The sequence below is a fragment of the Hyunsoonleella pacifica genome (assembly GCF_004310335.1).
In the GTDB taxonomy this organism is placed as follows: domain Bacteria; phylum Bacteroidota; class Bacteroidia; order Flavobacteriales; family Flavobacteriaceae; genus Jejuia; species Jejuia pacifica.
In genome coordinates, this window is sequence record NZ_SIRS01000001.1 from 258,956 (window position 1) to 285,521 (window position 26,566).

A 26,566-nucleotide genomic window follows, 5' to 3' on the forward strand; every position below is an offset into this window, starting at 1 on the left:
GATTTTCTATTTGGCGATTATTTGCTAAATTTAAAGATTAAATCGCACAACAAAATTTATACATAGCCGACAGGACTAACTCTCCAAACAAAGCATTCATCACTCCACTAAACTCAAACACTCAAATACTACGTTCACCCTAAAAACCAATCAAACACCATATAACTACGTAGTTTTCTCCTCAAATCCTCTAATTTTCTGTTTAAACTTTCCTTATTTAAGTAAAACATACGTAAAATGTTATTAACAAACACCTGTTTATACGTAGCGATTTAAGTAGATGTATATGTGTTTTTTTAATGTTTAAATAATTGTTTTTTAAATGATTAATATGAAAACCTGTGTTGTAGCAGGTTTTTTTATGACACAAAAAGAGGTTTATATATGGGTAACATCATGAGCAAAAATTAAGGCTACTTATATATTTGTCAAAAAAATAAGTATTTATACTTAGTTAATTAAAAACACGAAACATGAAATCTCTATTAAAACGCTCATTTTGGATTTTACCAGTAGCAGTATTATTATTTGCTTGTGGTGGCGAAAAGAAAAAAGAAACTGTTGTAGCGGAAGCAACAGCATCGACAACAAAAACATTAGATATTGAAAAACCACAGTTAACGTTTGGTTTTATCAAATTAACAGATATGGCACCTTTAGCTATTGCTAAAGAAAAAGGCTTTTTTGAAGATGAAGGCTTATTTGTTTCTGTTGAAGCACAATCTAACTGGAAAAACGTATTAGACCGTGTAATTGATGGTCAGTTAGACGGATCTCACATGTTAGCGGGTCAGCCAATTGCTGCAGGTGCAGGATTTGGTCGTCAAGCAGAATTGGTAACACCATTTTCTATGGATTTAAATGGTAATGGTATTACTGTATCTAATGATGTGTGGAGTAAAATGAAGCCAAACGTACCTAAAGGTGCAGATGGTAAGCCAGTACACCCTATAAAAGCAGATGCACTTAAGCCAGTAATTACAGATTACAAGAATAGTGGTAAGGCATTTAAAATGGGTATGGTATTCCCTGTATCTACACACAACTACGAAATAAGATATTGGTTAGCAGCAGCGGGCATCCACCCAGGTATGTATACTGCTGATAACGTACAAGGACAAATTGATGCAGAGGTTTTACTATCTGTTACACCTCCGCCACAAATGCCTGCAACGCTTGAAGCTGGTACTATTTACGGGTACTGTGTAGGAGAGCCATGGAATCAGCAAGCTGTATTTAAAGGTATTGGTGTGCCAGTTACTACTAACTATGATATTTGGAAAAACAATCCAGAAAAAGTATTTGTAATGACAAAGAAATTTGTGGACGAAAACCCTAACACTGCCATTGCTGTAACTAAAGCATTAATTAGAGCAGGTAAGTGGCTAGACGAGCCAGGAAACAGAGCAGAAGCTGTGAAAATATTATCTATGAGCCAATACGTTGGTGCTGATGAGGCAGTATTAGCAAACTCTATGACGGGTACATTTGAATTTGAAAAAGGCGATAAGCGTGAGATGCCAGATTTTAACGTATTCTACAAGTACAATGCAACATATCCATTCTACTCTGATGGTATCTGGTTTTTAACGCAAATGAGACGTTGGGGACAAATTCCTGAAGCGAAGCCAGCAGATTGGTATGCATCAACAATAAAAGATATTTACAGACCTGATATCTGGACAAAAGCTGCTAAACTTTTAGTTGAAGAAGGTAATATTCCTGCAAGTGATATTCCAACAACTGATGGGTACAAACCAGCTACTACAGACTTTATAGACGGTACATCGTATGATGCTAAAGATCCTATTGGATACATCAACAGCTTTAAAATTGGTAATAAAGATACAGCTGTAAAATAATAAATACAGGTAATATCTGTCATTTCAGAACTAGTTTTAGAATCTAATAGAAGTTGAGATACTGAAACTAGTTCAGAATGACAAAAAAATAACACTAAACAAAATGGCAATGAAAAGCATTAGTTTAAATATAGTTGATAGAATAGTAAGGTTTAATTTTTTTGGCTTTCTGTTTAACGGGTGGGTTAAGAAATTAAAGCAAATGAACCCTAAAGTTGTTCTTAAAAAGGCAGCTATTTCTATAGCCTCAGTACTCTTGTTTTTAGGGTTATGGTATACAGGAGCTAAGTCGCTTTATAATATTGAAGCTGAATTTAGAATAGAAAAAGCATTAAATGAACAAGGGCAAGCTGCAGCAGATGAAATGGCTGCTTGTATTGCTAGTGGCGATATTAGCTGCCAGCCAAATACATTGCCTTCGCCTTCGCAAGTTTGGGCATCGTTTCAATCTTTACTTAACGACCACGCCTTAATTAGTGCTGATAAAGCTGCTTTTAAAGAAAAAACAGCAGCCTTAAATGAAAAACGAGTTGCCGAAGGTAAAGCACCTATTGTTTATACAGGTCGCCCTTCATTCGTTGATCAAATTTTTACAAGCTTAAAAACGGTTTTTGCTGGATTCTTTTTAGCCTTATTAATTGCTGTGCCTCTTGGTATTTTTATAGGATTAAGCCCAACGTTAAAAAGTGCGTTTAACTGGTTTATTCAAATTTTTAAACCTGTATCACCAGTAGTATGGTACTTGTTAGTGTTTATGATTGTAAAAACATTATTGATAGATTCTAGTGAAGATAGCTCGTTTACTATTTCGTTTATAGCGGTTGGTTTATGTTCTATGTGGGCTACATTGGTGAACACATCAATGGGTGTGTCATCAGTAGATAAAGATTACATTAACGTTGCTAAGGTTTTAAAATTGGGGAATTTCCAAAAGGTATTTAAAGTGGTGTTGCCATCATCTTTACCTTTAATCTTTACAGGTTTAAAAATTACATTATCTGTAGCGTGGATGGTTTTAATTGCTATTGAACTATTAGCACAGAGTCCTGGTTTAGGATTGTTTGTTTGGGAAGAATTCCAAAATGGTGCAAACGATTCTAATGCAAAAATTATAGTTGCCATGTTTGTTATTGGTATCATAGGTTTCTTATTAGATCGCCTGATGTTAGCTATTCAAAATGCGGTGTCTTTTGAAAAAACGGATGCTATATAATGTTGAATTGTTTAAATGTTTAATCGTGGAATCGATTAAACGCATCAACAAATAAACACTTAAACAATAAAGAAATGGCATACTTAGAATTAAAAAATATATATAAAACCTACGGGAATGACGAGAACGCCACCGAGGTACTATCTGATATTAATTTATCGATAGAGGAAGGCGAGTTTGTAGCGATTGTAGGATTTACTGGAAGTGGAAAAACAACGTTGGTAAATTTAATAAACGGACTACTTGAGCCTACTAAAGGCGAGGTATTGTTTAAGGGAAAACCTGTTGAGGGTACAAGCCATGAACGTGGTGTTATTTTCCAGAATTACTCATTACTACCTTGGTTAACTGTAGAGCAAAATGTACTAATGGCTGTTAAAGAGGCGTTCCCAAAGCGAGAAAAAGCGGTTTACAAACGTAAAGCAGCACACTATATTGATATGGTAGGTTTGACGCCAGCTATTAACAAATTACCTAAAGAATTGTCTGGTGGGATGCGCCAACGTGTGGCAGTAGCTAGAGCACTATCTATGAAACCAGATATGATTATTATGGATGAGCCTTTAGGGGCTTTGGACGCTTTAACTAGAGGTACACTTCAAGATCAAATTTTAAATATTTGGGGCAAGGATAAGCGTACAGCATTATTAATTACTAATGATGTGGATGAAGGGATTTATATGGCAGATCGTATTATTCCACTACGTCCAGGGCCAAATGCTACTTTAGGGCCTGAGTTTAAGATTGATATTGAACGACCACGTGATAAAACAGAAATGAACGATAACCCTAATTACAAAAAAACAAGAAATGCCATTATTGAGTATTTAATGGATATAGGGGAAGAGCGTAAATCTCAAGTTTCAGAAGAATATGTTTTACCAGATTTAGCACCAAAGGATTTTGTTAACCAATTTAGATAAGCATCAGTTATGAGTACTATTATTACAGACACAGCTAAAACAGCGCATAATGGCATTTTTCCTTCTAATGAAGTGATGCTAGATTTAAATGATTTAAAGAAGGTTTACCCAACACCAAAAGGCGATTATGTGGTGTTAGAGCATTTGAACCTTCAAATTAAAAAAGAAGAATTTGTTACTATTATTGGTCATTCTGGATGTGGTAAAACTACCATGTTATCTATGATTGCAGGGTTAAATCCAATTTCTGGAGGAAACATCTCAGTATTAGGAAAGCACATTAAAGGACCTGGTCCAGATAGAGGCGTGATTTTTCAAGCACCAAGTTTGATGCCTTGGATGACTGCTTTACAAAATGTATTGCTGGGTGTAAACCAAGTATTTCCACATGCAACCAAAAATCAACGTAACGATATTGCAAAATATTATTTACAAAAGGTAGGTTTAGAAGATGCGTTTAATAAACGCGCTTCAGACTTATCACAAGGGATGCAGCAGCGTGTAGGTATTGCGCGTGCATTTGCTATAAAACCAAAAGTATTATTGTTGGATGAGCCTTTTGGAATGTTAGACTCTTTAACACGTGGCGAATTACAAGATATTTTGATAGAGATTTGGAATAAAGAAAAAATTACAGCGGTAATGATTACTCACGATGTGGACGAAGCGATATTTTTGGCAGATCGTGTGGTAATGATGACTAGCGGACCACGTGCAAAAATTGGAGATGTTCTGGATATAGATTTTGAAAGACCTAGAACGCGTAAAGCCGTGTTGGAACACGACGATTATTATAAATACAGAAAACACTTAATAGACTTTTTAGAGCACTAAAAATAAAGTAAACCACACTAAGCAAATAATTATTAAAAAATGTTTATGAAACTTAATACATTTCATGAACCTAGGGTAAGAACAACCTAAAATCAAAACAATTAATTAAAAACTCGAACAAAAATTAAACTTAAAAACAAGTAAAAATGAGAAAGCAATATGTTTTAATAGGCTTGATGGCATTGATAGTTCAATTTGCACAAGCACAGTTTACACTAGAAGGGGAATTTAGACCACGTAGTGAATACTTTGGTAACGGTGGTAACTTTACAGGAGGTACATTTCCTGCACAAACCGCTTTAGATTCTGATGAAGGTTTTATAAGAACCACAGTTAGAGCGGCATTAAAAGCTGCATATACTGCAGAAACCTATAAAGTTTTTATAAACTTTCAAGAAGTATTTGCTTTTGGTGATAGACCACAAATAGCAACAGCTGGAAACGGAAACTTTAGAGTACAAGAGGCTTGGGCCGATTTGAAACTTGGAGAGTTTTCAAGTTTAAAATTAGGACGTCAGCCATTATCTTATGACGACCAAAGAATTCTTGGTGGATTAGGATGGGCGCAACAAGCACGTACGCATGATGCTGCGGTTTACAAATACAAGAAAAATAAATTTAGCTTAGACATTGGTGGGGCTTTGAACACTACTGTAGATGAAATTTATTTTACAGCTAATTTGTTCTCTTATAGGGATATGGTGTTTACAAGATTAAATACTAAAGGAGAAAAATTAAACTTTTCTTTCTTAGCTTTAGTGAATACTTTCCAAAATGGAGGCGATAACGATCCAACTACAGCTCCTACAACAGATAGAAAGGCAACATTGCTTACTACAGGAGCGCATTTAGATTATAAAACGGGACCATTATCTTTCGCTGTGAATTTATATTTACAAGAAGGAGAAAGAGTAGGCGGTACAGATGTTAAAGGAGCACTCTTAGCTAGTGTTTTAGCAAAGTATAAAGCTTCAGATAAATTAACGATAGGAGCTGGTTACGAAACCATTTCTGGAAGAACAGATGATTCTGCAGCATTCTTCCCTCTATACGGTACAAACCATGCATTTAATGGTTTAATTGATAGGTTTTATGTAGGTAATCACGCCAATGCTGGTGGTTTAAATGATTTACAAGTATCTCTTGCTACTAAAATCTCTGGTTTAGCAGTTACTTTAACAGGACACTATTTTACAGAAGTTGAAGATATTAATGGTACTGGAAAAGACTTAGGTTCTGAGATAGATTTAGTAATAGCTAAGAAGTTTAAAGAATTTAAGTTAGTTGGTGGTTACTCTCACTTCTTTGAGCCAAGTGAAGTAGCAGATTTACCTGGTGTAAAGTCTACACAAAACTGGGCTTGGGCTATGTTAATTATAAAGCCTAAGTTTTTAAACACAGCTAAATAAAAATATTTTTTGCCTATATTGTAGTAGGTAGTGTTAATTAGTTAATATTCTAATTTTTTAAATCCCGCTTTAAGCGGGATTTATTATTTTATAAATAAAATTTTAAGGGATTTAAAATCTATAAAATTTTAAGTTTTAGTTTACCACATTTACAGGACGTCCTTCTAGAAAGCACTTTAAATTATCAATAGTTGTCTGCATTAAACGTTGGCGTGCCTCTTTTGGAGCCCAAGCGATGTGTGGTGTGATTATACAGTTTTTTGCATTCAGTAGCGGATTGTCAGCTTTCATAGGTTCTTCAGAAATAACATCTAGTGCTGCACCAGCAAGTTTTTCACTATTTAAAGCTTCAACCAAATCGTTTTCATTTACTAATGGGCCACGAGCGGTATTAATTAAAAACGCACTAGACTTCATTTTACTAATGGTGTTTTTATTAATAATACCATTGGTGTCCTTAGTTAAGGGACTGTGTAAGCTTATTACATCTGAATTGCTTAATAACTCATCTAATGTTACAAATTTTAAATTATCGTTTTCAAATTCTGGATAAACCGTTCTGTTATGTACTAAAATTTTCATACCAAAAGCTTTGGCTATTTTAGCGGTAGCTCTACCTATTTTTCCAAAACCAATAAGCCCCAGTGTTTTTCCTGCTAGTTCTATCAAAGGGTAATTCCAAAAGGAAAAATCTTTGCTTTTTATCCAATCTCCTTTTTGTACGGCAGCATTGTGTGCACCTATATGATGACATAGTTCTAAAATTAAAGCTATGGTAAATTGCGCTACAGCAACAGAACTATAATCAGGTACATTAGTAACAACAATGTTTTGTTGTTTTGCAGTTTCTGTATCTACCACGTTATAGCCAGTAGCTAATACACCAATGTATTTTAGTGACGCTGCTTTTGATAACACATACTTGTTAATAGGTGTTTTGTTGGTAAAAACGATATCTGCATTTCCTATGTTTTCTATGATGGCTTCATCATTGTAAGGAGTTCTATCATAAACTTTTAAATCTCCAAATTTTGAAATGCCATCCCAATTTAAATCGCCAGGGTTAAGGGTGTAACCATCAAGTACTACTATCTTCATATTTTTAAAAATAAATGATAAATATAATCTATAGTAGTTGATACTTGTATATAAATAGTATTCAAATTATGATAAAACATATTTAAGGTTGTTTTTCGCTTAAATATTTCCAATACCGTTTTGGTACATGCCTTACATGTAGTTTTGTATTTATGCGTTCTTCAATATTAGTACTTTCAAAATAATCTTTCCAGAGCGTTTCGTATGTTCTTTCATCGTTAGTAAACCAATCTTTTTTTGAGTGGTTTAAATTGAAATCAATAGTAATTATCTCTGTGCTTTCTAGATTATAAAACAAACCATATTTGCGTTTTAAATCATAAATAATCCATTTTTGATCTGCATATCGTTTTGTAAAATGGCTTTTTATTAGGGGTAATACATTAAAATCAGGTTCTATATTAGCAAAATAAATATTGTCCTTTGTTTGTTGAAACCTAACAAAGGCTTCCATTCTGTGTTTTTCTCTGCCTACCTTTTTTACAACTTTAGATAATTGGAGTACATCTGGATTACTGTAGTCTGAAATGATATTTTTTTGGCTTTTAAAGGTGTATGCTATAACACTTAACATCGTATTTTCAATACCGATTAATTCACTTAAAAATGAATAATACAAGATACTACAGCCCTTGGCGCCGATGCGTTTTTTCAATCCATCGAAAACACGTTTAGATTTATTATCATCTGTAATAATATGTTCGTGTATACCAAATAGTTCACTTTCAAATTGAAGTTCGCTTTTAATGATAACATGTGATAAGCGACGCTCATAAATTTCGAAAACGGTAGTTAAAAAACCATCAAAAGAACCATCATATGTAACCGTGGTATGCTGCATTAGGTAAATAATGCTAATTGACCAGTAAATGCTTTTTTATGCTTACCTGTAGAATTATGTATTAATATTTCTTTGAGTTTAGAAGCTGAATAATCTCTAGTTTCAAAATATCTAGAATTGCAGGTAATAAAATATTTAGCTCTATTTAGTTTTACACCTATAGTTTTTAAATGTTCCCAATTTAAATTCCTGAAACGTCTTGCACTTAAAATTTTATGAACTGATACCATGCCAAGTCCAGGCACTCTAGCTAGCATCATTTTATCAGCTTTGTTAATATCAACAGGAAATTGGTGTAGGTTTCGTAAAGCCCATGATAATTTAGGGTCTATATCTAGATCTAAATCTGGATATTCTGGATTAAGAATTTCTCGCACATCAAAGCCATAAAATCGCAATAACCAATCGGTTTGGTATAATCTGTTTTCACGTAAAACAGGAACTTCAGTACCTATCATAGGTAAGCGTTTGTCGTAACTTATTGGGATGTACCCAGAGTAATACACACGTTTTAAATCAAATTTATTATACAAATAATTAGAGGTGTACATAATTTGCATATCAGTCTCGCCACTAGCCCCTATTATCATTTGGGTGCTTTGTCCTGCTGGTGCATATTTGGGTGTGCTTTTAATAATTTTCTTTTCAGATTTATATTGAATAATTTCATTTTTAACCTTTTTCATAGGTTTAATAAAATCTTCGTGATTTTTATCTGGGGCTAATTGTTTTAGGCCTTCTTTTGTTGGGATTTCAATATTTACGCTTAATCTATCTGCATAAAGTCCAGCTTCTCGCATTAATTCATCTGAAGCACCAGGAATAGATTTTAAATGAATATAGCCATTAAAGTTTTCTTCCAAACGCAATTTTTTTGCAACTGCCACCAAGCGTTCCATGGTATAATCAGCATTCTTAAAAATACCAGAGCTTAAAAAAAGCCCTTCAATATAATTTCTTCTATAAAAGTTAATGGTTAAATCCACCACTTCTTGTACTTTAAAAGCTGCACGTTTTATATCGTTACTCTTTCTTGTAACGCAATAGGCGCAATCAAAAATACAGTGATTGGTCAATAGGATTTTTAAGAGTGATACACAGCGGCCATCTTTGGTGTACGTATGGCAAATACCCATACCTGTAGCATTGCCTAAACCTTTGTTTGTGTTTTTTCTGTTGCTGCCACTAGAAGCACAGGATACATCATATTTTGCAGCATCAGCAAGTATATTAAGCTTTTCTCGAATACGATCGAAAGACATAAGATGGACTAATTAAAAAAGATTGAATGTAGATTTGGAAAACCCGAATACTCAAATATAGAAATTTTTAAGGTTGCGTAGTGTTAAAATAGATGAGATTTTTTGTTATAGAAACAGTTTATTGATTTATAAACAGTGTTAATAACTTATGTGTAAGGTTTACATCAAAAATTCTACTTTTGTTCTATTAAATGATAAGATCATGGCAGAAGATATAGAAAAATTAAAATGTTTAATAATTGGCTCTGGGCCAGCTGGCTATACAGCAGCAATTTATGCAGCAAGAGCAAATATGAATCCAGTGTTATACCAAGGATCGCAACCTGGTGGGCAATTAACAACAACCAATGATGTTGAAAATTTCCCTGGCTATCCAGAAGGCGTAACAGGACCAGAAATGATGATGCAGTTACAAGCTCAGGCTGAACGTTTTGAGACTGATGTACGTAATGGTTGGATTACCAAGGTTGATTTTTCTGGAGATGTTCACAAAGTGTGGGTAAATGATGAAAAAGAAATACATGCAGATACTATTATTATTTCAACAGGTGCATCTGCAAAATATTTAGGTCTAGATTCTGAACAGAAATATTTAAAATTAGGTGGTGGTGTTTCTGCGTGTGCAGTTTGTGATGGCTTCTTCTACAGAAATCAAGAAGTGGTAATTGTTGGGGCAGGAGATTCTGCTTGTGAGGAAGCACATTATTTATCTAAGCTTTGTAAAAAAGTAACCATGTTGGTAAGACGAGATGAGTTTAGAGCCTCTAAAATCATGGAAGCTAGAGTTAGAAACACAGAGAATATTGAGATTTTATTCAATACTGAAACCGATGAGGTTTTAGGAGATGGGCAAGTGGTAAATGGTGTTCGTGTATTTAACAATAAAACGAATGAAAAGCACGATATTCCAGCTACAGGATTTTTTGTGGCAATTGGTCATAAGCCTAATACAGATATATTTAAAGGATATTTAGATTTAGATGAAACAGGTTACATCATAAATGTGCCAGGGTCTTCTAAAACTAACGTAGAAGGTGTTTTTGTGTCAGGAGATGCTGCAGACCACGTGTATAGACAAGCAGTAACCGCTGCCGGAACTGGCTGTATGGCGGCTTTAGATGCAGAGCGCTATTTAGCAGCCAAAGACGCCACGTTCGAAGTGTCTACGTCAACTTATAATTAGGAAATTAAATAGTATTATGAAAGCCAAAGTGTATTAGCTTTGGCTTTTTTGTTTTTGGGCGTTACCACGCTATGGCGTGGTCGGGCTTTCACTACTCAATCCCTCCTTCGTCGGGGATTTCAAACATGCCGTTCTATCCCTAACGCAGGTCTATTTGCCAAAGTCATTGCAAGCTAAAATTCTCTGTTTAATTATTTGCAATTTAAACAGCATACAAGTTTGTAATTATTTAAAAATATGTTTTCTTTGAAAACTGTTTTTTAAGATCGGGATGTGGCGCAGTCCGGTTAGCGTACACGGCTGGGGGCCGTGTGGTCGCAGGTTCAAATCCTGTCATCCCGACAAATAGATGCCTGACTTTTTAGAAGTCAGGCGTTTTTATTTTGAATTGAGACCAAGTTTTACTTGTGGGAAGAGTCAAAATAGAAATGGCTCAAATGTGCAAACATTTGGCATCTATTTGCAACATAGGCGATGTAAAAGGATTATCAAAATCTGTCATCCCGACAAAGTTAATATCTCTAAAATCAAGCCTTGTAAATCATATAATAATTTACAAGGTCTTTGTTTTTTACTGAAGTTTAAACTAAAAATTTTTTAAAACCAATAACCAATACGTAGATGAAGGTTTATGGCAACTTCTCCTTTATCTTTTGAAAAGCCTGCATCTTTAGCAAAAAAATGAATATAACCAATTCCAGCTCCAGCTTCATAGTTAAAGTGTTTTCCTAAAATTCTTCTTATTCCCCATGTTGGTATTATAGAAAAATTGTTTACCATTTTCACGTCTTCATCATCTCCAAATTCTATCAACAAATCCTCAAGGCGTAAACTACTTTTTAAGGAAAAGAAATTACCACTATTTCCGGTAATTGATTTTGACTGACTTTTTCGTTTATTTAAATTATAGTACCAACGTGGTTCAACTGTTAGCACTGTTGCCAATAAAAATCCAGTATCAGGATAAAAATCATCATTATCATAAGCATCTAAACCTAACTCGGTTCTTAAAGCTATTTGATTAGATAATCTCAATTCGTTGTGCAACCAGAATCCAGCAAATCCAGTTTGGATTCCAAATATCGATTGTTCTATGCTTGAGTTTTGTAAATTATTTTTTTGTGTGTCTTGGGCTGTTGTTGTTAAAGCATGCCCTAGTAGAATTAAGATGATGAATGTTTTTTTCATGATGAATGCATTTAAATAAATATTTGTGTTGAAAATTGTTAAGCTTTTATGCATATGAAGAGTGCTACCATTCTGGGATAATTCTCGGTATTAAATTTCCAGAGAAATGACCCTTAATAATGTCGCCGCTTTCTGATGTAAGCGTATATAAGATGTTATAATTTTGCGCTTCTTTCTGAACAATTAAAGTACCGCTTACTATCTTCAAGATAGTTTCACTAGTTCCAAAGCAATCGTCTAAAAAGTTGAAACCATAAAAAATTTCTGAATTGTCTATTATACCCAAGTTATTTTCAGAAATGGTATAATTATAAGTTCCAGTTTCTAGTCTTTTATCGTGATCTAAACGTAACCCAATAGAAATACCGTGATTGAGATTTTCAACATAAGGACAAGGAAGTGCTTCTGAGTTAGACGTTGAAAGAAATCTACCATTAATCAACTTTAGAGCGAACCAAATAACTTTCCCTTCAGATATATATTCTTCAAAATATCCGTTTGGGGTTGGGTAAGTTCTTTCATTATTGATTACAAATTCATTTGTTAAATTCATTAAAGGCGCAGTATTCTCGTCTGAATGGCATCCAGATAATACAATTATTAATAGAAATAGGTTTATTATTATTTTATGTTTCATGTTTTAAAATTTAAGGGGAGATAAAACTATTTGGTTTTCGCATTAAAAAACTTAAACTGGTTTAAGAATGGATATTATTATTCATTATCATATTGTTTATTTAATATCAATTTTCAATCATATTTTGCCAATTGTCTAGAAGCTTTTTGCAGACTTTAGTAAACTTATATTTCATAAGTGGATGAACAAGTATATTCTGTATGGGTTTCCTGTATTCAAAATCAAAAATCATTATGATTTCATTTCTGTTATTAGAAATTTCATTGACTATCCAAGTACCTTTTAAGCTTTTAAGCGGATATGGATAATCAGGAGCATTAGTATTTACCACAAATGCGTATTGCTTTTCTTCTTCCCAAAGAGAGCAAGTCTCTGTCCAACTATCATTACCATGAGTACAAGACCGCACCAAGCCCTTTTTTTCTCCAGAAATAATAGCAGATTCATCGATATTAGGAGCTACTTCATGATAATTAGCAACATCAGATATGATTTGCCATACTTTTGCCTTACTACCTTTAACTTTTCGTTTAAAACGAAATTGTTTTAACCCTTTTTTACTTCCTTCATCAATTCTTGCAAGCCCCTTAGCTTGACCAATACCTAGTTGAAGAACAATAAATGCAACTATACCTATAATTAAATTGCCAGTTGTGGATATATCAAAAGGATTCCATACTAGTAAAATAACACTACCAATTACCCATAGCATATCTTGAATTATAATCCATAATACTGCCAATGCTCTCTGTTTTTTAATCTCAACTGTAAGTGTTATGGCAAAGTATAGTAGTAGAACTCCAAGTACCATAAAAAAGTTACTAGGCTCTACATCAAATATGGTTTCGAGTTTTTGCTTAAAGGCTATTGCAAGTAACCCATTTAATGATGAAAATGCAGCATTTGCAGTTAAGTATTTTTGAAGTGTATTCATAATTTATTATTTGTTTTTTGACGCTAAATTATCTGTATCCAAATGATCTTTATTGATACTTTGCGCCAATTTTTTATATTAGTGCTATGAAAATTTTTGCGCCTTATTTAGATAGTTTATTAGAATATGCAACTCATCAAAATCTCGATGTAAATGCTTTAAAAGGTATTTTAGTAGATCCTATTATTAATCTTAAAGACCCTAGGGAGATGATTAGTGGCCAAGAGTATATGGTTATTTTCAATAAGATTATCAAGGCAGCTGATAATGAGTATTGTGGTCTAAATTTTGGATGCTATCTTAATATGGGAGCTTTAGGTCTTGTTCTTGAAATATCATTGAGTACCTCTAGTATTATACAAGGAGTTTACATTCTTCAAAACTTTTTGGATAATAAGTTTCCTTTAGTTTCTGCTTCTATTGAGCAGGATTCAGAACATTTTATTTTACAGCTAAATAGCTCAGTATCTGATTTTGATATAAAAAGGAATCTTTTAGATATGGTTTTAAGTATTGTTTACAGAGAACTAAAATTGATGTTGCCTACAGGGTTTGAACCATCTGTAAAATTACCTTTTACAGATTCTCAGCCTTATTTAAATTTATTAAAAACGGAAATTGCCTTTAATACTAATTACCAGTTAATACTTCCTATTGAAGTTGTTAAAAAGGAAATAAACAACAATAGGGTTAAGGAAATAGAACTTTTGTTACCAAAATTTTTAGCAATGCTTAATGCGAATAAAGAAGATAACGAACTTTTTTCTTCACAAATAAGGAGTATGACATTACATATGTGTGCTCCTGAAATCCCGAATTTTGAGCAAGTACAAAAGCAGTTTCCATACAGTAAAAGAACTATACAACGTAAATTAACACTAGAAGGTACTTCATTTAGAGATATAGTAAATACAATAAAAGAAGAGCTTTCAAATTATTTAATTAATGAAAAACATCTAAAAACTAAAGATGTGGCACACATTTTAGGGTATTCAGAATCTAGTGCTTATTTACATGCCGTTAAATCATGGAGTAACTAAATGTTTTTGGTATTAAAAATAGTATTAAAACTATTGTTCTTTCTCGGTACTTCTAAACTATGAGATTATTGAATATTATAAACTTTACTTTTTAGAGACTAGTTTTAATTCCTTTTTTAAAGCATCTTGCATTTTATCCTGTAATTTTTGTCCTCCAGCAACTAACTCGTTAACATGAATTTTATCTTTCTCAGATACCTCTCTATGTTTTGTACTCCAATTTGCCACTCCAATCATAACTGGCATTAAATCGATACCTTTTTCTGTTAAGCTATAAATGTTTTTTTGCTTATGATTTGGATCTTTAGTTTTAATTAAGATTCCAAATTCCTCTAACTTATTCAGTCTGTCAGTTAAAATATTACTAGCTATTTTTTCTTCGGAACCTAACATTTCCCTAAAATATCGTTTTCCATCAAACATAATATCCCTAATTACTAATAATGTCCACTTATCTCCAAACACCTCTAAAGCTTGATTAATAGGGCAATACGACTTACAATTTTTCATATAAACTAATTTTATTATAAAACCAGTTGTAAAATACAATTAGTTTTACATATATTTGTCTAGTTGTTTTTTGCAACCAGTCAAATATACGATAATAATCAAGAATTAAAAGTATGGTAACAGACTTACCAATTGCGCGCTTATTGGAGCAATATGATTTTTATAGTTAGCTGTAGCACAATTTTTTAATCGATAAGAAATATTAGGCTACAGGATAGTTGGGGTTATTAATAAAAATATTTGGCTATGAAGCCATAGAAGTATAATTAAAACAAAGAATAAGAAATGAAAAATCAATTATTAGAAAATAAGAATGCGCTCATCTTTGGAGCTAAAGGAGCCTTGGGGAGACAAGTTGCTAGAGCTTTTAAGGAAAGCGGCGCAAACATATATTTATCAGATATCAATGTTGAAGGCATTGAATCTTCTGATTTAGGAGAAATAAGAAAGGTGGATACCTTAAATGAAGAAGAAGTTAACGGTTATTTTTCGTGGTTTAATCGTGAGAATGTAGCAGTAGATATCGTTATTAACCTTAGCGCATCAAATCCTGCACTATACAACCATGGAAAGCCTGCGTTGGATGTTTCTCTTGAACAATTTCTAATTCCATTAAAAACCACAACAGCAAATCAATTTGTAACAGCAAAAGCAGCATTCCCAATTATGTCAAAACAAAAAAATGGTGTCATCATTTTTATCACTTCAACATTAGCAAAAGTTGGTTCTCCATGGAGTGCTGCCCTTACGGCTTCGCATGCTGCCACCGAAGGTTTGGTAAAAAGTCTTGCAACAGAATGGGGTGCTGATGGTATACGCGTAATTGGTGTTCGTTCTGAAGCAATGCCCGATTCTCCAACTATTGATTACACTTTTACAACTATGGGTAAAAATATGGGAATGAGGAGGGATGAGATGCAGAGCTTTATAGAACAGCAAAAAACGGCGCTAAAACGTCTACCATCCACAGAGGAAACAGCGGAAGTTATTGTTCTTGCTGCATCAGACCTTGCAGGATATATGACAGGAACTATACTAAATCATTCAGGCGGACATATCCTAGAATAAATACAAAACCAACAAACAACATTATATGAGTACCTTAAAAAAAACAGAAGAAAAACTCAACATATTTGCCATCAGCTGGGCCGAGTTTATCATTAAATACAAATGGGCTGTCTTATTTGCAAGTGTTTTACTAGTTATTGGCATAGCTTCACAAGGTAAAATGGAATTTGATGGAGATTATCACACGTATTTTAGTGATGATAATCCTGAACTTTTAGCCTTTGATGGTCTTCAGGAAAAGTACACTAAAGATGATAATGCTTTTATAGTATTAACAGCAAAAAACGGAGACATTTTTACAAAGAAAAACTTAATGGCTATTGAAGAGTTGGCAGCTGAAGCTTGGAATACACCATTTTCAAGTCGTGTGGATGCTATTACAAACTTTCAACATACCAGAGCAGATAATGATGATTTGTATGTTGAGGATTTATCTTATGAGACAAGTTTAAAATCGGAAGAGGATATCAAACGGATACGAGAGATTGCCTTGAAAGAACCATTGTTGGTCAATAGGTTGATTAACAAAGATGGTTCTATAACAGCAATAAACGTAAATGTAACCTTTCCAGGGTTGAACGATGATGAAAACTCTAAGACCGTTGCCTTTGTGCGAAATATGATTGAAGAATTCAAGCAGAAAAATCCTCAGTTTGATGTACATCTTTCAGGGATTGTTATGCTACAGGATGCCATGTTCTCTACCGCCCAAAAAGACATGATGTACACTATGATAATGTTTGTGATTGTCATTCTCATGATAATCATTCTCACACGTAATTTCTTTAGTACTATAGTAACGCTATTGACTATAATCTTTTCGATTGCAGTTTCCATTGGTTTTCTGGGAATTACAGGAATTAAGCTTACACCATCCTCGGCATCATTTCCAACTATAGTACTAACATTGGCAGTAGCTGATAGTATTCATATACTGGTAACTTTTTTGCACAATATTCGCAAAAAGGCAATGCCCAAAAATATGGCCATCATTGAAAGTTTACGATTGAATTTTATGCCAGTTTTCATTACAAGTATCACAACCATTATAGGCTTTCTATCTATGAACTTTGGGGATGTACCACCATTTGCTGATTTGGGCAATATCGTTTCCGTTGGAATTTTGGCTGCACTGGTATTCTCCTTAACATTCTTGCCTGCCTTTATTGCCATTATGCCAATTAAGCAGCGAGAACCACAAAGTAATACGGCTAAATATCTAAAGAAAGATTGGCTGTATCGTTTCGGGGAATATGTTTCTGCAAACCCAAAAAAATTGGCTGGTATTTCTTTAGTAGTTATCGGAATCCTATCTGTATTATCCTTTAGGAATTTCTTTGATGACGAATTCATTAAGTATTTCGATGAAACCGTGGATTTTAGAATTCATAGTGATTACATCAGTGATAATATTACAGGGATTTACAACATCGAGTATTCCATTGGTGCAGGGGAAAGTGGCGGCATCAATAACCCCAAGTATCTTAAAAAACTGGAAGAGTTTGAAAAGTGGTTTGAAAAACAACCTAAAGTTGTACACGTAAATTCCTTTACAGAAGTAGCTAGACGCATTAATAAATCTATGCACGGCGATAAAGAAGCTTACTATAGATTGCCTGATTCCAGACAAGAAGCTGCCCAATATCTATTACTTTATGAAATGTCATTGCCCTTTGGTTTGGATTTGAACAATCAAGTGAATGTGGATAAATCGGAAACCCGTTTTACAGTTACTACAAGAAACCTAAGAAGTTCAGAATTGATTGCTCTCTCAGAACGTGGAGAAAAATGGTTAAAGGATAATGCGTCAGAAGAAATGAAAGCCTTGGGAACCAGTAGTACTTTAATGTTTTCTAAACTTGGTGTGAGACAGGCGGATAGTATGATGAGTGGTAACATTATTGCTATGGTTCTCATTTCATTGATTCTAATGTTAGCCCTTAGGCATTTCAAAATTGGACTATTAAGTATTATACCAAATATTGCTCCAGTGGCAATAGGCTTTGGGATATGGGCATTATATCTAGGAGAAGTTAATACAGGTATGGTAGTTGTATTTGGAATGACCCTTGGCGTAATTGTAGATGATACGGTACACTTTGTTTCTAAGTTTTTAAGAGCGAGAAGGGAATTGGGATATACTGCTTCCGAAGCTGTTAAATATGCCTTTGAAACTGTAGGGAAAGCCCTTATAATTACAACGGTGGTGCTGTTATCTGGATTTTTGATTTTAGCACAGTCTTCCTTTGCTATGACCAGTTATATGGCAACCATAACCACTTTTATTATTCCTGCAGCATTATTAGTCGATTTTATTCTACTACCATCACTATTGATTTTAGTAAGTAGTGACAAAGAATTAGTAAACGCAAAAAATTAATTCAAAAAAACGCTTATGAAAAACGCACTCAAAATTTATCTATTTCTATGCATCATTGTTTTGATTGGATGTAATTCTGATGATGATAGTTCTCAAACAAATAATCTAGTTTCAGAATTTAAAATCAATAACGGCAAAACATATTTAACACCTAATGGGTATTATACAAAGTATGAAATTGAAGGTAAGAAAGATAACTTTTTACTCCATTTTATAGATGGGAAATTTGTTCCGATTACAAATCCAGAAGAAGGAATTCCGTGTCCTTGGGTCGAAAACATGACTCAAGGAATTACTATCAAACTCAAATCGATTTTAGATGATGAGATTGCTCCTGGTTTATATAAGTATACTCTTGAAAGGGATAGTACAGGTATAAAAGATGATGCTGGAGTATATTCTCCTTCTAAGGTTTTCTATGGTTTTCAATTGGATAATCAATGTTACTCCCAAACAGATGAGGATTTAAATATTACAGATGGCGAAATGACGATTAACGTAGACAATGGAGAGTTTAGTATAACCTACAGTTTTACTTCAGAAAATGGGGTAACAATCAAAGGAGCTTATTATGGGAAATTGCAAAAGCAATTAGCCCCTGAATGGTAAAATAAAAGAATAATTACATGTTGAATTTGAATAAAAAATAATAATGAAAAAATTAATTGTTTTCGTATTACTAGTTAGTAGTATATCAATAGTGATGGCTCAGAGTCCAGAACAAAGAGGATTAGAAATTGCAAAGGCAGCTAGTAAAGCTGATGAAGGTTTTGGAAGCTTAGAAGTGAATCTAAAAATGATTCTTAAAAACAAGAACGGTCAGGTTAGTGAACGTGAAATTACCAATAAGATTTTGGAACAAATTAAAGATGGCGACAAATCATTGGTGGCCTTCAATACCCCAAGAGATGTTAAGGGAACTGCAACATTAACATTTACCCATAAAGAAGGAAGCGACGACCAGTGGTTGTATCTGCCATCTATAAAAAGGGTAAAACGAATTTCCTCCAGTAACAAGTCGGGACCTTTCATGGGAAGTGAATTTGCCTTCGAGGATTTGTCTTCCGATGAAGTTGAAAAGTACACCTATAGATTTGTAGAAGAAGAAGATGGTTTGTTGGTTGTAGAACAAGACCCTGTAGATCCAAAATCTGGATATGCACGAAGATTGGTCTCTTATAATAAAAACAAAGGATATCGCGTAGAAAAAATTGAATTCTATGATCGTAAAAATGAACTACTAAAAACGCTCATACATAAAGATTATAAGCAATATAAAAATAAGCATTGGAGATCTAGTACTATGGTAATGACAAATCATCAAAATGGAAAAGAGACAACCTTGCTCTTTTCCGATTACAATTTTGGTATAGAATTGGCTGATGAAGATTTTACAGAAAATGCCCTTAAACGAATAGGTGGTTGATTAGTTTTTTAATTGACGATAAGGAATTGGTAAACATATTTGTGTAACCGATTCCTTTTTTAATTATAAAGTTTTTATGAAATTACTAGTAAATCTGTTGTTCATTCTTACTACTGCATTAATTTTTGGTCAAGAAGAAAAAATTGAGGACGATTTTGAACTCGAATTGGAAGTCGAGTATAGATACTTTCCTGATGAAGTAGCTTTTCAGGGGCAAAAAACTCACTTTCCATCTGTAGCGGTTTCTCCTGAATATTCTTTAAGTTGGAATAAGGGATATGACGTACTAAACTTTAAGGGTTTTTTTCGTTTGGATGTTGATGAAGAAAGAACACACTGGGATATTAGAGAGTTCTACTACCAAAAATCGAAGAAGAACTGGGAAATCAGTTTAGGATTTAAAAAAGTGTATTGGGGGGTTACGGAAAGTAATCATTTAGTAGATATTATTAACCAGACTGATGCTGTTGAAAGTTTTGATGGCGAAAAAAAGCTAGGGCAGCCAATGGTTCAATTTTCTTTATCTACTAAAAAGATTGGAATATTTGATTTCTTTTATTTACCCTATCATAGAAAACGCACTTTTCCTGGAACAAAAGGAAGATTACGCTTTCCAATAGTCATAGATCAAGACGATTTAAATTATGAAAGTAGTGCTGAAGAGTTACACCAAGATTTTGCAGTAAGATGGAAACATTTTGTAGGCAGCGTTGATATTGGTCTATCTCATTTTTATGGAACAGGCAGAGAACCATTATTTATTCAAAACTCCAATTTTAACATTGAAGCATTTTACCCCATAATCAACCAAACAGGATTGGATGTTCAAGTTACCAACAATGCCTTTTTATGGAAGTTAGAATCTATATATAGAACAAGTAATGTCCAAGATTTTTTTGCTCTTGTAGGAGGTGTAGAATATACCTTTAGCAACATAAAAAGTAAAGGTTTTGATGTAGGTGCTCTATTAGAATACCTCTATGACGATAGAGGTAAGTTGGCACTAACAGGGCTACAAAATGATGTTTTCTTTGGGAGTAGAATTGCATTTAACGATGTACAGAGTACTGAAATATTAATTGGAGGTATTGCAGATCTTGAGAAGAGTAGTAAAATTTTTAGTTTAGAGGCATCTAGACGATTAGGGGAAAGCTGGAAACTAGAGATTGAAGGTCGCCTTTTTAGTAATATAGATAATAAAGAGTTTATACTCTCTAATTTTCATGAAGATAGTTTTCTTAGGGTGAGCATCCTTAAGTATTTTTAAATTTCAAACAATACTTACAGTTTTACTTTTAGCAACTTATTAAAGTTTGCACTTTTTAAAAATAGACTTAATCAGATAAACTTTAGTACTTCACAGTTAAAGCATACAGGCTTATACAGGATGGTTTTTTGTAAATTATAGATAATTTTGTTGTGCTTATTATTTGATACACAGACTTTACTATGAGACTTTCCTTTTTCTTAATTCTATACTTGTTTTTAAATATTGTATTTTTTGGTTGTGATTCCTCAAGCCAAGAGGCAGCTACAATAACTCCTTCTATTAGCCTTGAAGATTTATCCGTTGGATTTAGATCTCCAGAAAAAAAGTATCGTCCAGAAACTTGGTTTCATCTTAATGGGAACAATATAAGTAAAGAAGGTTTAACCTTAGATTTAGAAGCTATTAAAGCAGCGGGTTTACAAGGAATTCATTTATTTAACAAAGCAGGAAAACTTTACCCTAATGTAAAACCTATAAAAATTTTATCTCCAGAGTGGGAAGATATGATAAGACATGCTGCAGATGAATGCCAACGATTAGGTTTAAAATTTACAATGCAAAACTGCCCTGGTTGGTCTATGACGGGAGGGCCCTGGGTGCCAGCAGAAGAAGCACAACGAGAAGTTGTTGAGACTACATATCATATTTCTGGCAATCAAAAATTTGAAGACGTTTTACAAATAGATGCTTTGTACCATACATCAGATTATGACTATAAAGATATTCAAGTATTAGCATTTCCAACACCAGAAGGCGATGATTTGACGCCTTTAAATCCATCAAAAATTCAGACTAATAATACAATAGTGCCTTGGAAGGATATTTTTAATCCTAATTCAAAAATTATAGTTACACGCAAATCAACGCGATTAGATAAACCATTAAATGAATATAGAGCTAAAGGTATTTCAAAAATAAGTAATCAAGATACTTGGGTAAAAACAATTTTTGATACCCCAGTTACATTAAGAACTATTAAATTTCCACAATTGAGACACATTATTATGGGTACGGAATACCCAGTGATAGATGTGGATCTTAAGGTGAAAGCTCGAATTGGTAATAAATTGACTGAAATAGCAACCATAAATTTACCAGATGCCAATTGGAATGATAGACGAAAACACCTAACACTAGCAATTCCTGAAACTACATCCAATGAGTTTGTATTTACATTTGAAGGAAAGCATAAAATAGCCCCTGAATTTATTCGATTAAGTTCAAAACCAAAATTACACAACCACGAAGCCAAAGCAGCAAAAGTGTTAAGGCGTCTTGAAAAAGATGTACAATATGATTATGCTGAAAATACCATCATTAAATCCAATACCATAATCAACATCACAGATAAAATGACAGCTGAAGGTAAATTAACTTGGGAAGTTCCTGAGGGAGATTGGACAGTGGTACGTTTTGGACACATAAACATGCGATTAACCAATAAACCAGCAGTTCCTGAAGCAACTGGTTGGGAATCTAGTAAACTAGATAAATTAGCTATAGAAAACCATTTGCGTAATGGTATGATTGGTAATTTAATAAAAGATGGTGGTCCAATTGGCGATGGAAAACTTCATGGTTTATTAATTGATAGTTGGGAAAGTCATGTACCAACTTGGACCATGAATTCTGAAGATATGTTTGCTGAATTTGAAACACGAAGAGGTTACAGCATGAAAACATATTTGCCTGCTACAATGGGATACATTGTAGATGATGCAAAAACAACTACCAAATTTTTAAGAGACCTACGTCATACTATGGATGAGGTGTTTATAGATAATTTCTTTAAACATTTTGCCACTGTAGCTCACAATATGGGTGCTGAGGTATATACCGAAGGTGCTGGAGGCGAAGTATTACCAGTAGACCCAATGCGATATTATGGCGTTAGTGATGTGCCCATGACTGAGTTTTGGTATCCAAGAGCACCATCAGTACAAAATGAATATGCTAAGCCTATTTACAATGCTGCATCTGCTGCTCATTTATATGATAAACCAGTTTTAGCAGCAGAAGCATGTACACAAGTTGGTGTTAAATGGAATGAACATCCGTTTAGTGTAAAATATTTAATCGATTATAATTTTACCAAAGGAGTTAATCATTTGGTGTTCCATACGTTTTCGCATACACCACAAACTGATGTCTATCCGGGTTCTAGTTTTGGTGGACATATTGGGTTTCCATTAGTAAGACAACAAACTTGGTGGCCTTATATGAAAGATTGGACAGATTACTTAAGTAGAAACCAATATGTATTACAACAAGGAGAATATGTTGCTGATGTACTTTGGTATTATGGCGATCATTATGAACGTCCGCCATTCGATTTAGATAAATTTCCAAAAGGTTACCGTTTTGATTATTTAAATGCAGAAATTTTACAGGATAAACTAAGTATAAGAGATGGTAATATACATGTGCAGGGCGCAGGAGATTATAAAGTTATTATGCTTAGAGATTCTGAGAAAATGTTGTTATCTACGCTAAAGAAATTAGAAACTTTGGTTGAAGGTGGTGCAGTAATTTTAGGTAACAAACCTATGGAATCTCCTAGTTTGATGGATGATGAAGATGATTTGAAAGAACTTAAGTCTATTTCTGATAAACTATGGGGAACCTCTAAAAGTGGTGTGAAACAAGTAGGTAAAGGAAAGGTGTATTGGGGTAAAACTCTGGAGGCAGCTCTAAAAGAAGAAAGTATTGCTCCAGATGTGATTGTGCCTCAAGGTATAGATATCAATTGGATACATCGGGAAATAGATGATGCTCATATTTATTTTGTAGCTTCAAAAGAAGATAAACCTGTAAATTTAGCGTTGAGTTTTAGAGTAAATGACCTTTCTCCTCAAATTTGGGATGCATTTACGGGAGAACAACAAGATGCTAAAATTTGGAAAACTTTAGAAAATAGAACAAATGTAGCCTTACCATTATCATCAAATGGAAGTGCTATCGTAGTGTTTTCAAAAAATGATAAAAAACCTTTGGCTTCAAAAGTAACTCACAATAGTAAAGTTATTTTAAATACTGAAACGGGTTGGTCTAAAATTCAAGAGCAGGAAGTTGTTCCTCACTTATCTTGGAAAGATGACGAATTTATGGCGACTATGCCTGGCAAGTATGTATTTCATCAAAATGAAAAAGAAGCAAGAAAAGAAATTTCTGTTGAAGAAATACTGCTTCAAAATAATTGGAAACTATCTTTTGAAGGAGGTTGGGACACTCCAAATATTTTAGAAGTCTCTGAATTAAAATCTTTAACTGCACTTGAAAATGAGGCTGTAAAACATTATTCGGGCACAGTGACTTATTCAAAAACGATAAATTTAGATGAAATTGGACAACAAACAGTTATAGATTTAGGCAAGGTTGCCAATATAGCAGAGTTATGGTGCAATGGTAAAAAAGTAGGTGTAAAATGGGCGCCGCCTTTTGAATTTGATATTAGTGAATATGCTATGAAAGGTGAAAATACTGTTAATGTTAAAGTAACTAATACCTGGAGAAATCAGCTTATTTACGATAACTCCAGATCAAAAGATCAAAAGAAAACTTGGACGACCAATCCGCCTAAGAGAAATGAAACTGAACTAGAGGCTTCTGGATTAATTGGACCTGTGGTTTTGAGGCAAATAACGTATTAATCATTCATTTATGGTTGTTTTAAGTAAGATTTGTTAAAGTTTTGTTTTTTAGCGAAATATTGGCTCATTAAACTAAAATATTAAAGCTAAGTCTACTATTTTAATAGGTTTGTATGAATTTTACAATACTCACTGTTTTTGAACAGCATACTTAGGCAGCTATGAAAAAAAGTACTTTTAGATTTTTATTGTTTTGTGGTTTTACAATCTCTTCACTTTGTCTTACAGCACAAACAGCCCCTGATGAAGATACGAGTTCAGATCTCAGCTGTCCAGCATCTAATGAATTTAGAAATGAAACTAGAACCTCATCAGATTTACCAAACCCTGTTAATGTAGGTACTATTGATGATAGAAGTTGTTATGCAGATTACTCAGAAAGTAATGTTTATGATAATACTTGGGGGATATATAACATAACATATGGTTCAAACCATTTTCCAGAATCTTTGCAACCTAGAATAGAGCGCTCATTACCTAGATCTCAAACAACAGGCGTAGGGAGTTATGCAAGATTTACAGGAACTGTTAGAATCCTTGAAGTAGGAGATGCTGGAGGTTTTTTAAGTCAAGATGGTAGTTATTTCATGCAAGCCAAAGGGAAGCATACAGGAGGCGGAGGATCACCCGATCCTGCTATTTGTTTATATTTGGCGTTACCAATATATGGTACAGGAGTTAACAGTAATGTACAAGTGTCTTTCGATATTTATAGAGAGCAAATTGTTAACCGAGAAGGGTTTAGAGAATATACTTATTTAACCAATATCCCCAGAGATGTACCCACTGATGTTGAATTGGAGGTAGGTTTTAGGGCAGACCCAAACAATCCTTCAAAAAAAATACATTATGCTGATGCCGTTATCGGCGGGCAAGTTTTTAATTGGAACATTCCAGAGCCAGAAAGGGGTTTGCAGTCAGGCATTAGATACGGTGCCTATAGGGTTAAAGGCGGTAGAGCTCAAATCAGGTGGGCAAATACAACTTACGAGATGGAGGAAGTGGAAGGAGAACCTATAGAAAATGATGATCCAGATTTAACAGAAGGGGTTTATAGTTTAGAAAATGTTGCTACTGGTCAATTTTTAACCGATGCAGGATTGCCAGCTACTCCAGTTACTATGAGTAACTCTGATGAAGCGCAAAACACACATTGGACTTTTGTTAACAGTGGTGCATTTTTTAATATTGATAGTGAAACCTTGGGGATACTGCGTGCACCGGGTTCTGGAGGTCCAGGAGGTCCTTATGTTATTTTAAGTACTGAAAGACCTTCCCCAGAAAGTACAAGTGATAAAATTTGGATAATTCATTACAACGACTCAGATGATACATTTAGGTTTGAATCTGGTAGCGGTAGATTCTTATACCATGATACAATTGGGTATGTAACCCATTCTTTTGCTTCAGAAACTGATAGTAGAAGTAAATGGAAAGCTAATTTAAAAAATGAGTCATTGAGTGTTTCTAATCAAGAAAGACAATTCGCTTCAATAAAAATATATCCTAACCCAGCACAAGATAGATTTACTATAATCTCTAAAAATATTAATATTATGAAGCGTGTCGATATTTATAATATTTTAGGAAAACGAGTGTATCAAAACTTACCAAATAGTAATGTTTTAGAAGTTGAGAACTCCAGATTTGAAACAGGCGTTTATTTGGTTAAAGCTTTTTCAGTAGACAATAAAGTATTCTATTCTAAATTGATTATACAATAGTTTAGCCATCTGATATAGTTGTCTGTTAAATTGATTTTTTCTTTGAGTTATAAGTCCAGTTGTCAATGAGCAGGACAGGTCAGGATACCTTTTTAATCTGCAGTCAATAGTTTT

At 33.7% G+C, this 26,566-nt stretch carries 21 protein-coding genes and 1 tRNA gene; 15 read left to right on the forward strand and 7 right to left on the reverse strand.

Annotated elements, in window-relative coordinates:
• Positions 1 to 473: 473 nt before the first annotated feature.
• The 5 genes from EYD46_RS01105 to EYD46_RS01125 all read left to right on the forward strand — a co-directional run bounded on the left by EYD46_RS01105 (position 474) and on the right by EYD46_RS01125 (position 6,241).
• The gene (locus EYD46_RS01105; RefSeq protein WP_130935213.1) at positions 474 to 1,862 is read left to right on the forward strand and encodes a CmpA/NrtA family ABC transporter substrate-binding protein; all 1,389 of its coding nucleotides are present in this window, start codon (positions 474 to 476) and stop codon (positions 1,860 to 1,862) included.
• A gap of 109 nt (positions 1,863 to 1,971) precedes the next feature.
• Entirely contained in the window at positions 1,972 to 3,075 is a 1,104-nt protein-coding gene (locus EYD46_RS01110) for an ABC transporter permease (RefSeq protein WP_174719877.1), read from the forward strand.
• Positions 3,076 to 3,149: 74 nt separating this feature from the next.
• On the forward strand, positions 3,150 to 3,998 hold the full coding sequence (locus tag EYD46_RS01115; protein WP_130935214.1) for an ABC transporter ATP-binding protein: 849 nt from the start codon (positions 3,150 to 3,152) through the stop codon (positions 3,996 to 3,998).
• A 9-nt stretch (positions 3,999 to 4,007) separates the two neighbouring features.
• Complete coding sequence (locus tag EYD46_RS01120; RefSeq protein ID WP_130935215.1) at positions 4,008 to 4,832, forward strand: ABC transporter ATP-binding protein; 825 nt, start codon at positions 4,008 to 4,010, stop codon at positions 4,830 to 4,832.
• A gap of 146 nt (positions 4,833 to 4,978) precedes the next feature.
• Positions 4,979 to 6,241 (forward strand): alginate export family protein, encoded by a 1,263-nt coding sequence (locus tag EYD46_RS01125; protein ID WP_130935216.1) that lies wholly within the window; start codon positions 4,979 to 4,981, stop codon positions 6,239 to 6,241.
• A gap of 135 nt (positions 6,242 to 6,376) precedes the next feature.
• Here EYD46_RS01125 and EYD46_RS01130 read toward each other — a convergent pair whose 3' ends face one another.
• The 3 genes from EYD46_RS01130 to EYD46_RS01140 form a co-directional block, all read right to left on the reverse strand.
• Complete coding sequence (locus tag EYD46_RS01130) at positions 6,377 to 7,339, reverse strand: D-2-hydroxyacid dehydrogenase (protein WP_130935217.1); 963 nt, start codon at positions 7,337 to 7,339, stop codon at positions 6,377 to 6,379.
• Between the two features lie 82 nt (positions 7,340 to 7,421).
• Positions 7,422 to 8,180 (reverse strand): TIGR03915 family putative DNA repair protein, encoded by a 759-nt coding sequence (locus tag EYD46_RS01135; RefSeq protein WP_130935218.1) that lies wholly within the window; start codon positions 8,178 to 8,180, stop codon positions 7,422 to 7,424.
• Positions 8,180 to 9,442, reverse strand: a complete 1,263-nt coding sequence (locus EYD46_RS01140; protein WP_130935219.1) for a putative DNA modification/repair radical SAM protein — start codon at positions 9,440 to 9,442, stop codon at positions 8,180 to 8,182. The genes EYD46_RS01135 and EYD46_RS01140 overlap by 1 nt, the downstream gene beginning before the upstream one ends.
• A 202-nt stretch (positions 9,443 to 9,644) precedes the next feature.
• On the opposite strand from EYD46_RS01140, the gene trxB reads away from it, so the two are divergent.
• Positions 9,645 to 10,625 (forward strand): thioredoxin-disulfide reductase, encoded by a 981-nt coding sequence (gene trxB, locus EYD46_RS01145; protein ID WP_130935220.1) that lies wholly within the window; start codon positions 9,645 to 9,647, stop codon positions 10,623 to 10,625.
• Positions 10,626 to 10,892: 267 nt separating this feature from the next.
• Positions 10,893 to 10,967, forward strand: a tRNA-Pro gene (locus EYD46_RS01150).
• Between the two features lie 255 nt (positions 10,968 to 11,222).
• Here the strand turns inward: EYD46_RS01150 and EYD46_RS01155 are convergent.
• From EYD46_RS01155 to EYD46_RS01165, 3 genes are all read right to left on the reverse strand, one after another.
• Positions 11,223 to 11,813 (reverse strand): hypothetical protein, encoded by a 591-nt coding sequence (locus tag EYD46_RS01155; RefSeq protein WP_130935221.1) that lies wholly within the window; start codon positions 11,811 to 11,813, stop codon positions 11,223 to 11,225.
• Positions 11,814 to 11,877: 64 nt separating this feature from the next.
• Positions 11,878 to 12,450 carry a hypothetical protein gene (locus EYD46_RS01160; protein ID WP_130935222.1) on the reverse strand — a complete coding sequence of 191 codons (573 nt, stop codon included), beginning with the start codon at positions 12,448 to 12,450 and terminating at the stop codon, positions 11,878 to 11,880.
• A gap of 106 nt (positions 12,451 to 12,556) precedes the next feature.
• A complete protein-coding gene (locus tag EYD46_RS01165; RefSeq protein ID WP_130935223.1) occupies positions 12,557 to 13,384 on the reverse strand; it encodes a type II toxin-antitoxin system RatA family toxin in 828 nt (275 codons plus the stop codon).
• An 86-nt stretch (positions 13,385 to 13,470) separates the two neighbouring features.
• On the opposite strand from EYD46_RS01165, the gene EYD46_RS01170 reads away from it, so the two are divergent.
• Positions 13,471 to 14,424 (forward strand): AraC family transcriptional regulator ligand-binding domain-containing protein, encoded by a 954-nt coding sequence (locus tag EYD46_RS01170; protein WP_130935224.1) that lies wholly within the window; start codon positions 13,471 to 13,473, stop codon positions 14,422 to 14,424.
• Between the two features lie 84 nt (positions 14,425 to 14,508).
• Here EYD46_RS01170 and EYD46_RS01175 read toward each other — a convergent pair whose 3' ends face one another.
• On the reverse strand, positions 14,509 to 14,934 hold the full coding sequence (locus tag EYD46_RS01175) for a winged helix-turn-helix transcriptional regulator (protein WP_130935225.1): 426 nt from the start codon (positions 14,932 to 14,934) through the stop codon (positions 14,509 to 14,511).
• Between the two features lie 285 nt (positions 14,935 to 15,219).
• Between EYD46_RS01175 and EYD46_RS01180 the strand changes: the two genes are divergently transcribed.
• The 7 genes from EYD46_RS01180 to EYD46_RS01210 all read left to right on the forward strand — a co-directional run bounded on the left by EYD46_RS01180 (position 15,220) and on the right by EYD46_RS01210 (position 26,452).
• Complete coding sequence (locus EYD46_RS01180) at positions 15,220 to 16,002, forward strand: SDR family NAD(P)-dependent oxidoreductase (protein ID WP_130935226.1); 783 nt, start codon at positions 15,220 to 15,222, stop codon at positions 16,000 to 16,002.
• Positions 16,003 to 16,027: 25 nt separating this feature from the next.
• The gene (locus tag EYD46_RS01185) at positions 16,028 to 18,382 is read left to right on the forward strand and encodes an efflux RND transporter permease subunit (RefSeq protein WP_130935227.1); all 2,355 of its coding nucleotides are present in this window, start codon (positions 16,028 to 16,030) and stop codon (positions 18,380 to 18,382) included.
• Between the two features lie 15 nt (positions 18,383 to 18,397).
• Complete coding sequence (locus EYD46_RS01190; protein WP_130935228.1) at positions 18,398 to 18,991, forward strand: hypothetical protein; 594 nt, start codon at positions 18,398 to 18,400, stop codon at positions 18,989 to 18,991.
• 43 nt (positions 18,992 to 19,034) lie between these two features.
• Entirely contained in the window at positions 19,035 to 19,808 is a 774-nt protein-coding gene (locus tag EYD46_RS01195) for an outer membrane lipoprotein-sorting protein (RefSeq protein WP_130935229.1), read from the forward strand.
• Between the two features lie 76 nt (positions 19,809 to 19,884).
• Complete coding sequence (locus EYD46_RS01200) at positions 19,885 to 21,075, forward strand: hypothetical protein (protein ID WP_130935230.1); 1,191 nt, start codon at positions 19,885 to 19,887, stop codon at positions 21,073 to 21,075.
• A gap of 182 nt (positions 21,076 to 21,257) precedes the next feature.
• On the forward strand, positions 21,258 to 24,728 hold the full coding sequence (locus tag EYD46_RS01205; RefSeq protein ID WP_130935231.1) for a glycosyl hydrolase: 3,471 nt from the start codon (positions 21,258 to 21,260) through the stop codon (positions 24,726 to 24,728).
• Between the two features lie 161 nt (positions 24,729 to 24,889).
• A complete protein-coding gene (locus EYD46_RS01210) occupies positions 24,890 to 26,452 on the forward strand; it encodes a T9SS type A sorting domain-containing protein (RefSeq protein WP_130935232.1) in 1,563 nt (520 codons plus the stop codon).
• Positions 26,453 to 26,566: the final 114 nt, after the last annotated feature.

Bases quoted from the DNA above. Each gene is read 5' to 3' on its own strand.
- EYD46_RS01130 (WP_130935217.1), bottom strand. From the start codon at position 7,339: ATGAAGATAGTAGTACTTGATGGTTACACCCTTAACCCTGGCGATTTA.
- EYD46_RS01120 (WP_130935215.1), top strand. From the start codon at position 4,008: ATGAGTACTATTATTACAGACACAGCTAAAACAGCGCATAATGGCATT.
- EYD46_RS01140 (WP_130935219.1), bottom strand. From the start codon at position 9,442: ATGTCTTTCGATCGTATTCGAGAAAAGCTTAATATACTTGCTGATGCT.
- EYD46_RS01135 (WP_130935218.1), bottom strand. From the start codon at position 8,180: ATGCAGCATACCACGGTTACATATGATGGTTCTTTTGATGGTTTTTTA.
- EYD46_RS01200 (WP_130935230.1), top strand. From the start codon at position 19,885: ATGAAATTACTAGTAAATCTGTTGTTCATTCTTACTACTGCATTAATT.
- EYD46_RS01185 (WP_130935227.1), top strand. From the start codon at position 16,028: ATGAGTACCTTAAAAAAAACAGAAGAAAAACTCAACATATTTGCCATC.
- EYD46_RS01115 (WP_130935214.1), top strand. From the start codon at position 3,150: ATGGCATACTTAGAATTAAAAAATATATATAAAACCTACGGGAATGAC.
- EYD46_RS01180 (WP_130935226.1), top strand. From the start codon at position 15,220: ATGAAAAATCAATTATTAGAAAATAAGAATGCGCTCATCTTTGGAGCT.
- EYD46_RS01205 (WP_130935231.1), top strand. From the start codon at position 21,258: ATGAGACTTTCCTTTTTCTTAATTCTATACTTGTTTTTAAATATTGTA.
- EYD46_RS01105 (WP_130935213.1), top strand. From the start codon at position 474: ATGAAATCTCTATTAAAACGCTCATTTTGGATTTTACCAGTAGCAGTA.
- EYD46_RS01160 (WP_130935222.1), bottom strand. From the start codon at position 12,450: ATGAAACATAAAATAATAATAAACCTATTTCTATTAATAATTGTATTA.
- EYD46_RS01155 (WP_130935221.1), bottom strand. From the start codon at position 11,813: ATGAAAAAAACATTCATCATCTTAATTCTACTAGGGCATGCTTTAACA.
- EYD46_RS01190 (WP_130935228.1), top strand. From the start codon at position 18,398: ATGAAAAACGCACTCAAAATTTATCTATTTCTATGCATCATTGTTTTG.
- EYD46_RS01165 (WP_130935223.1), bottom strand. From the start codon at position 13,384: ATGAATACACTTCAAAAATACTTAACTGCAAATGCTGCATTTTCATCA.
- EYD46_RS01175 (WP_130935225.1), bottom strand. From the start codon at position 14,934: ATGAAAAATTGTAAGTCGTATTGCCCTATTAATCAAGCTTTAGAGGTG.
- EYD46_RS01125 (WP_130935216.1), top strand. From the start codon at position 4,979: ATGAGAAAGCAATATGTTTTAATAGGCTTGATGGCATTGATAGTTCAA.
- trxB (WP_130935220.1), top strand. From the start codon at position 9,645: ATGGCAGAAGATATAGAAAAATTAAAATGTTTAATAATTGGCTCTGGG.
- EYD46_RS01110 (WP_174719877.1), top strand. From the start codon at position 1,972: ATGAAAAGCATTAGTTTAAATATAGTTGATAGAATAGTAAGGTTTAAT.
- EYD46_RS01195 (WP_130935229.1), top strand. From the start codon at position 19,035: ATGAAAAAATTAATTGTTTTCGTATTACTAGTTAGTAGTATATCAATA.
- EYD46_RS01210 (WP_130935232.1), top strand. From the start codon at position 24,890: ATGAAAAAAAGTACTTTTAGATTTTTATTGTTTTGTGGTTTTACAATC.
- EYD46_RS01170 (WP_130935224.1), top strand. From the start codon at position 13,471: ATGAAAATTTTTGCGCCTTATTTAGATAGTTTATTAGAATATGCAACT.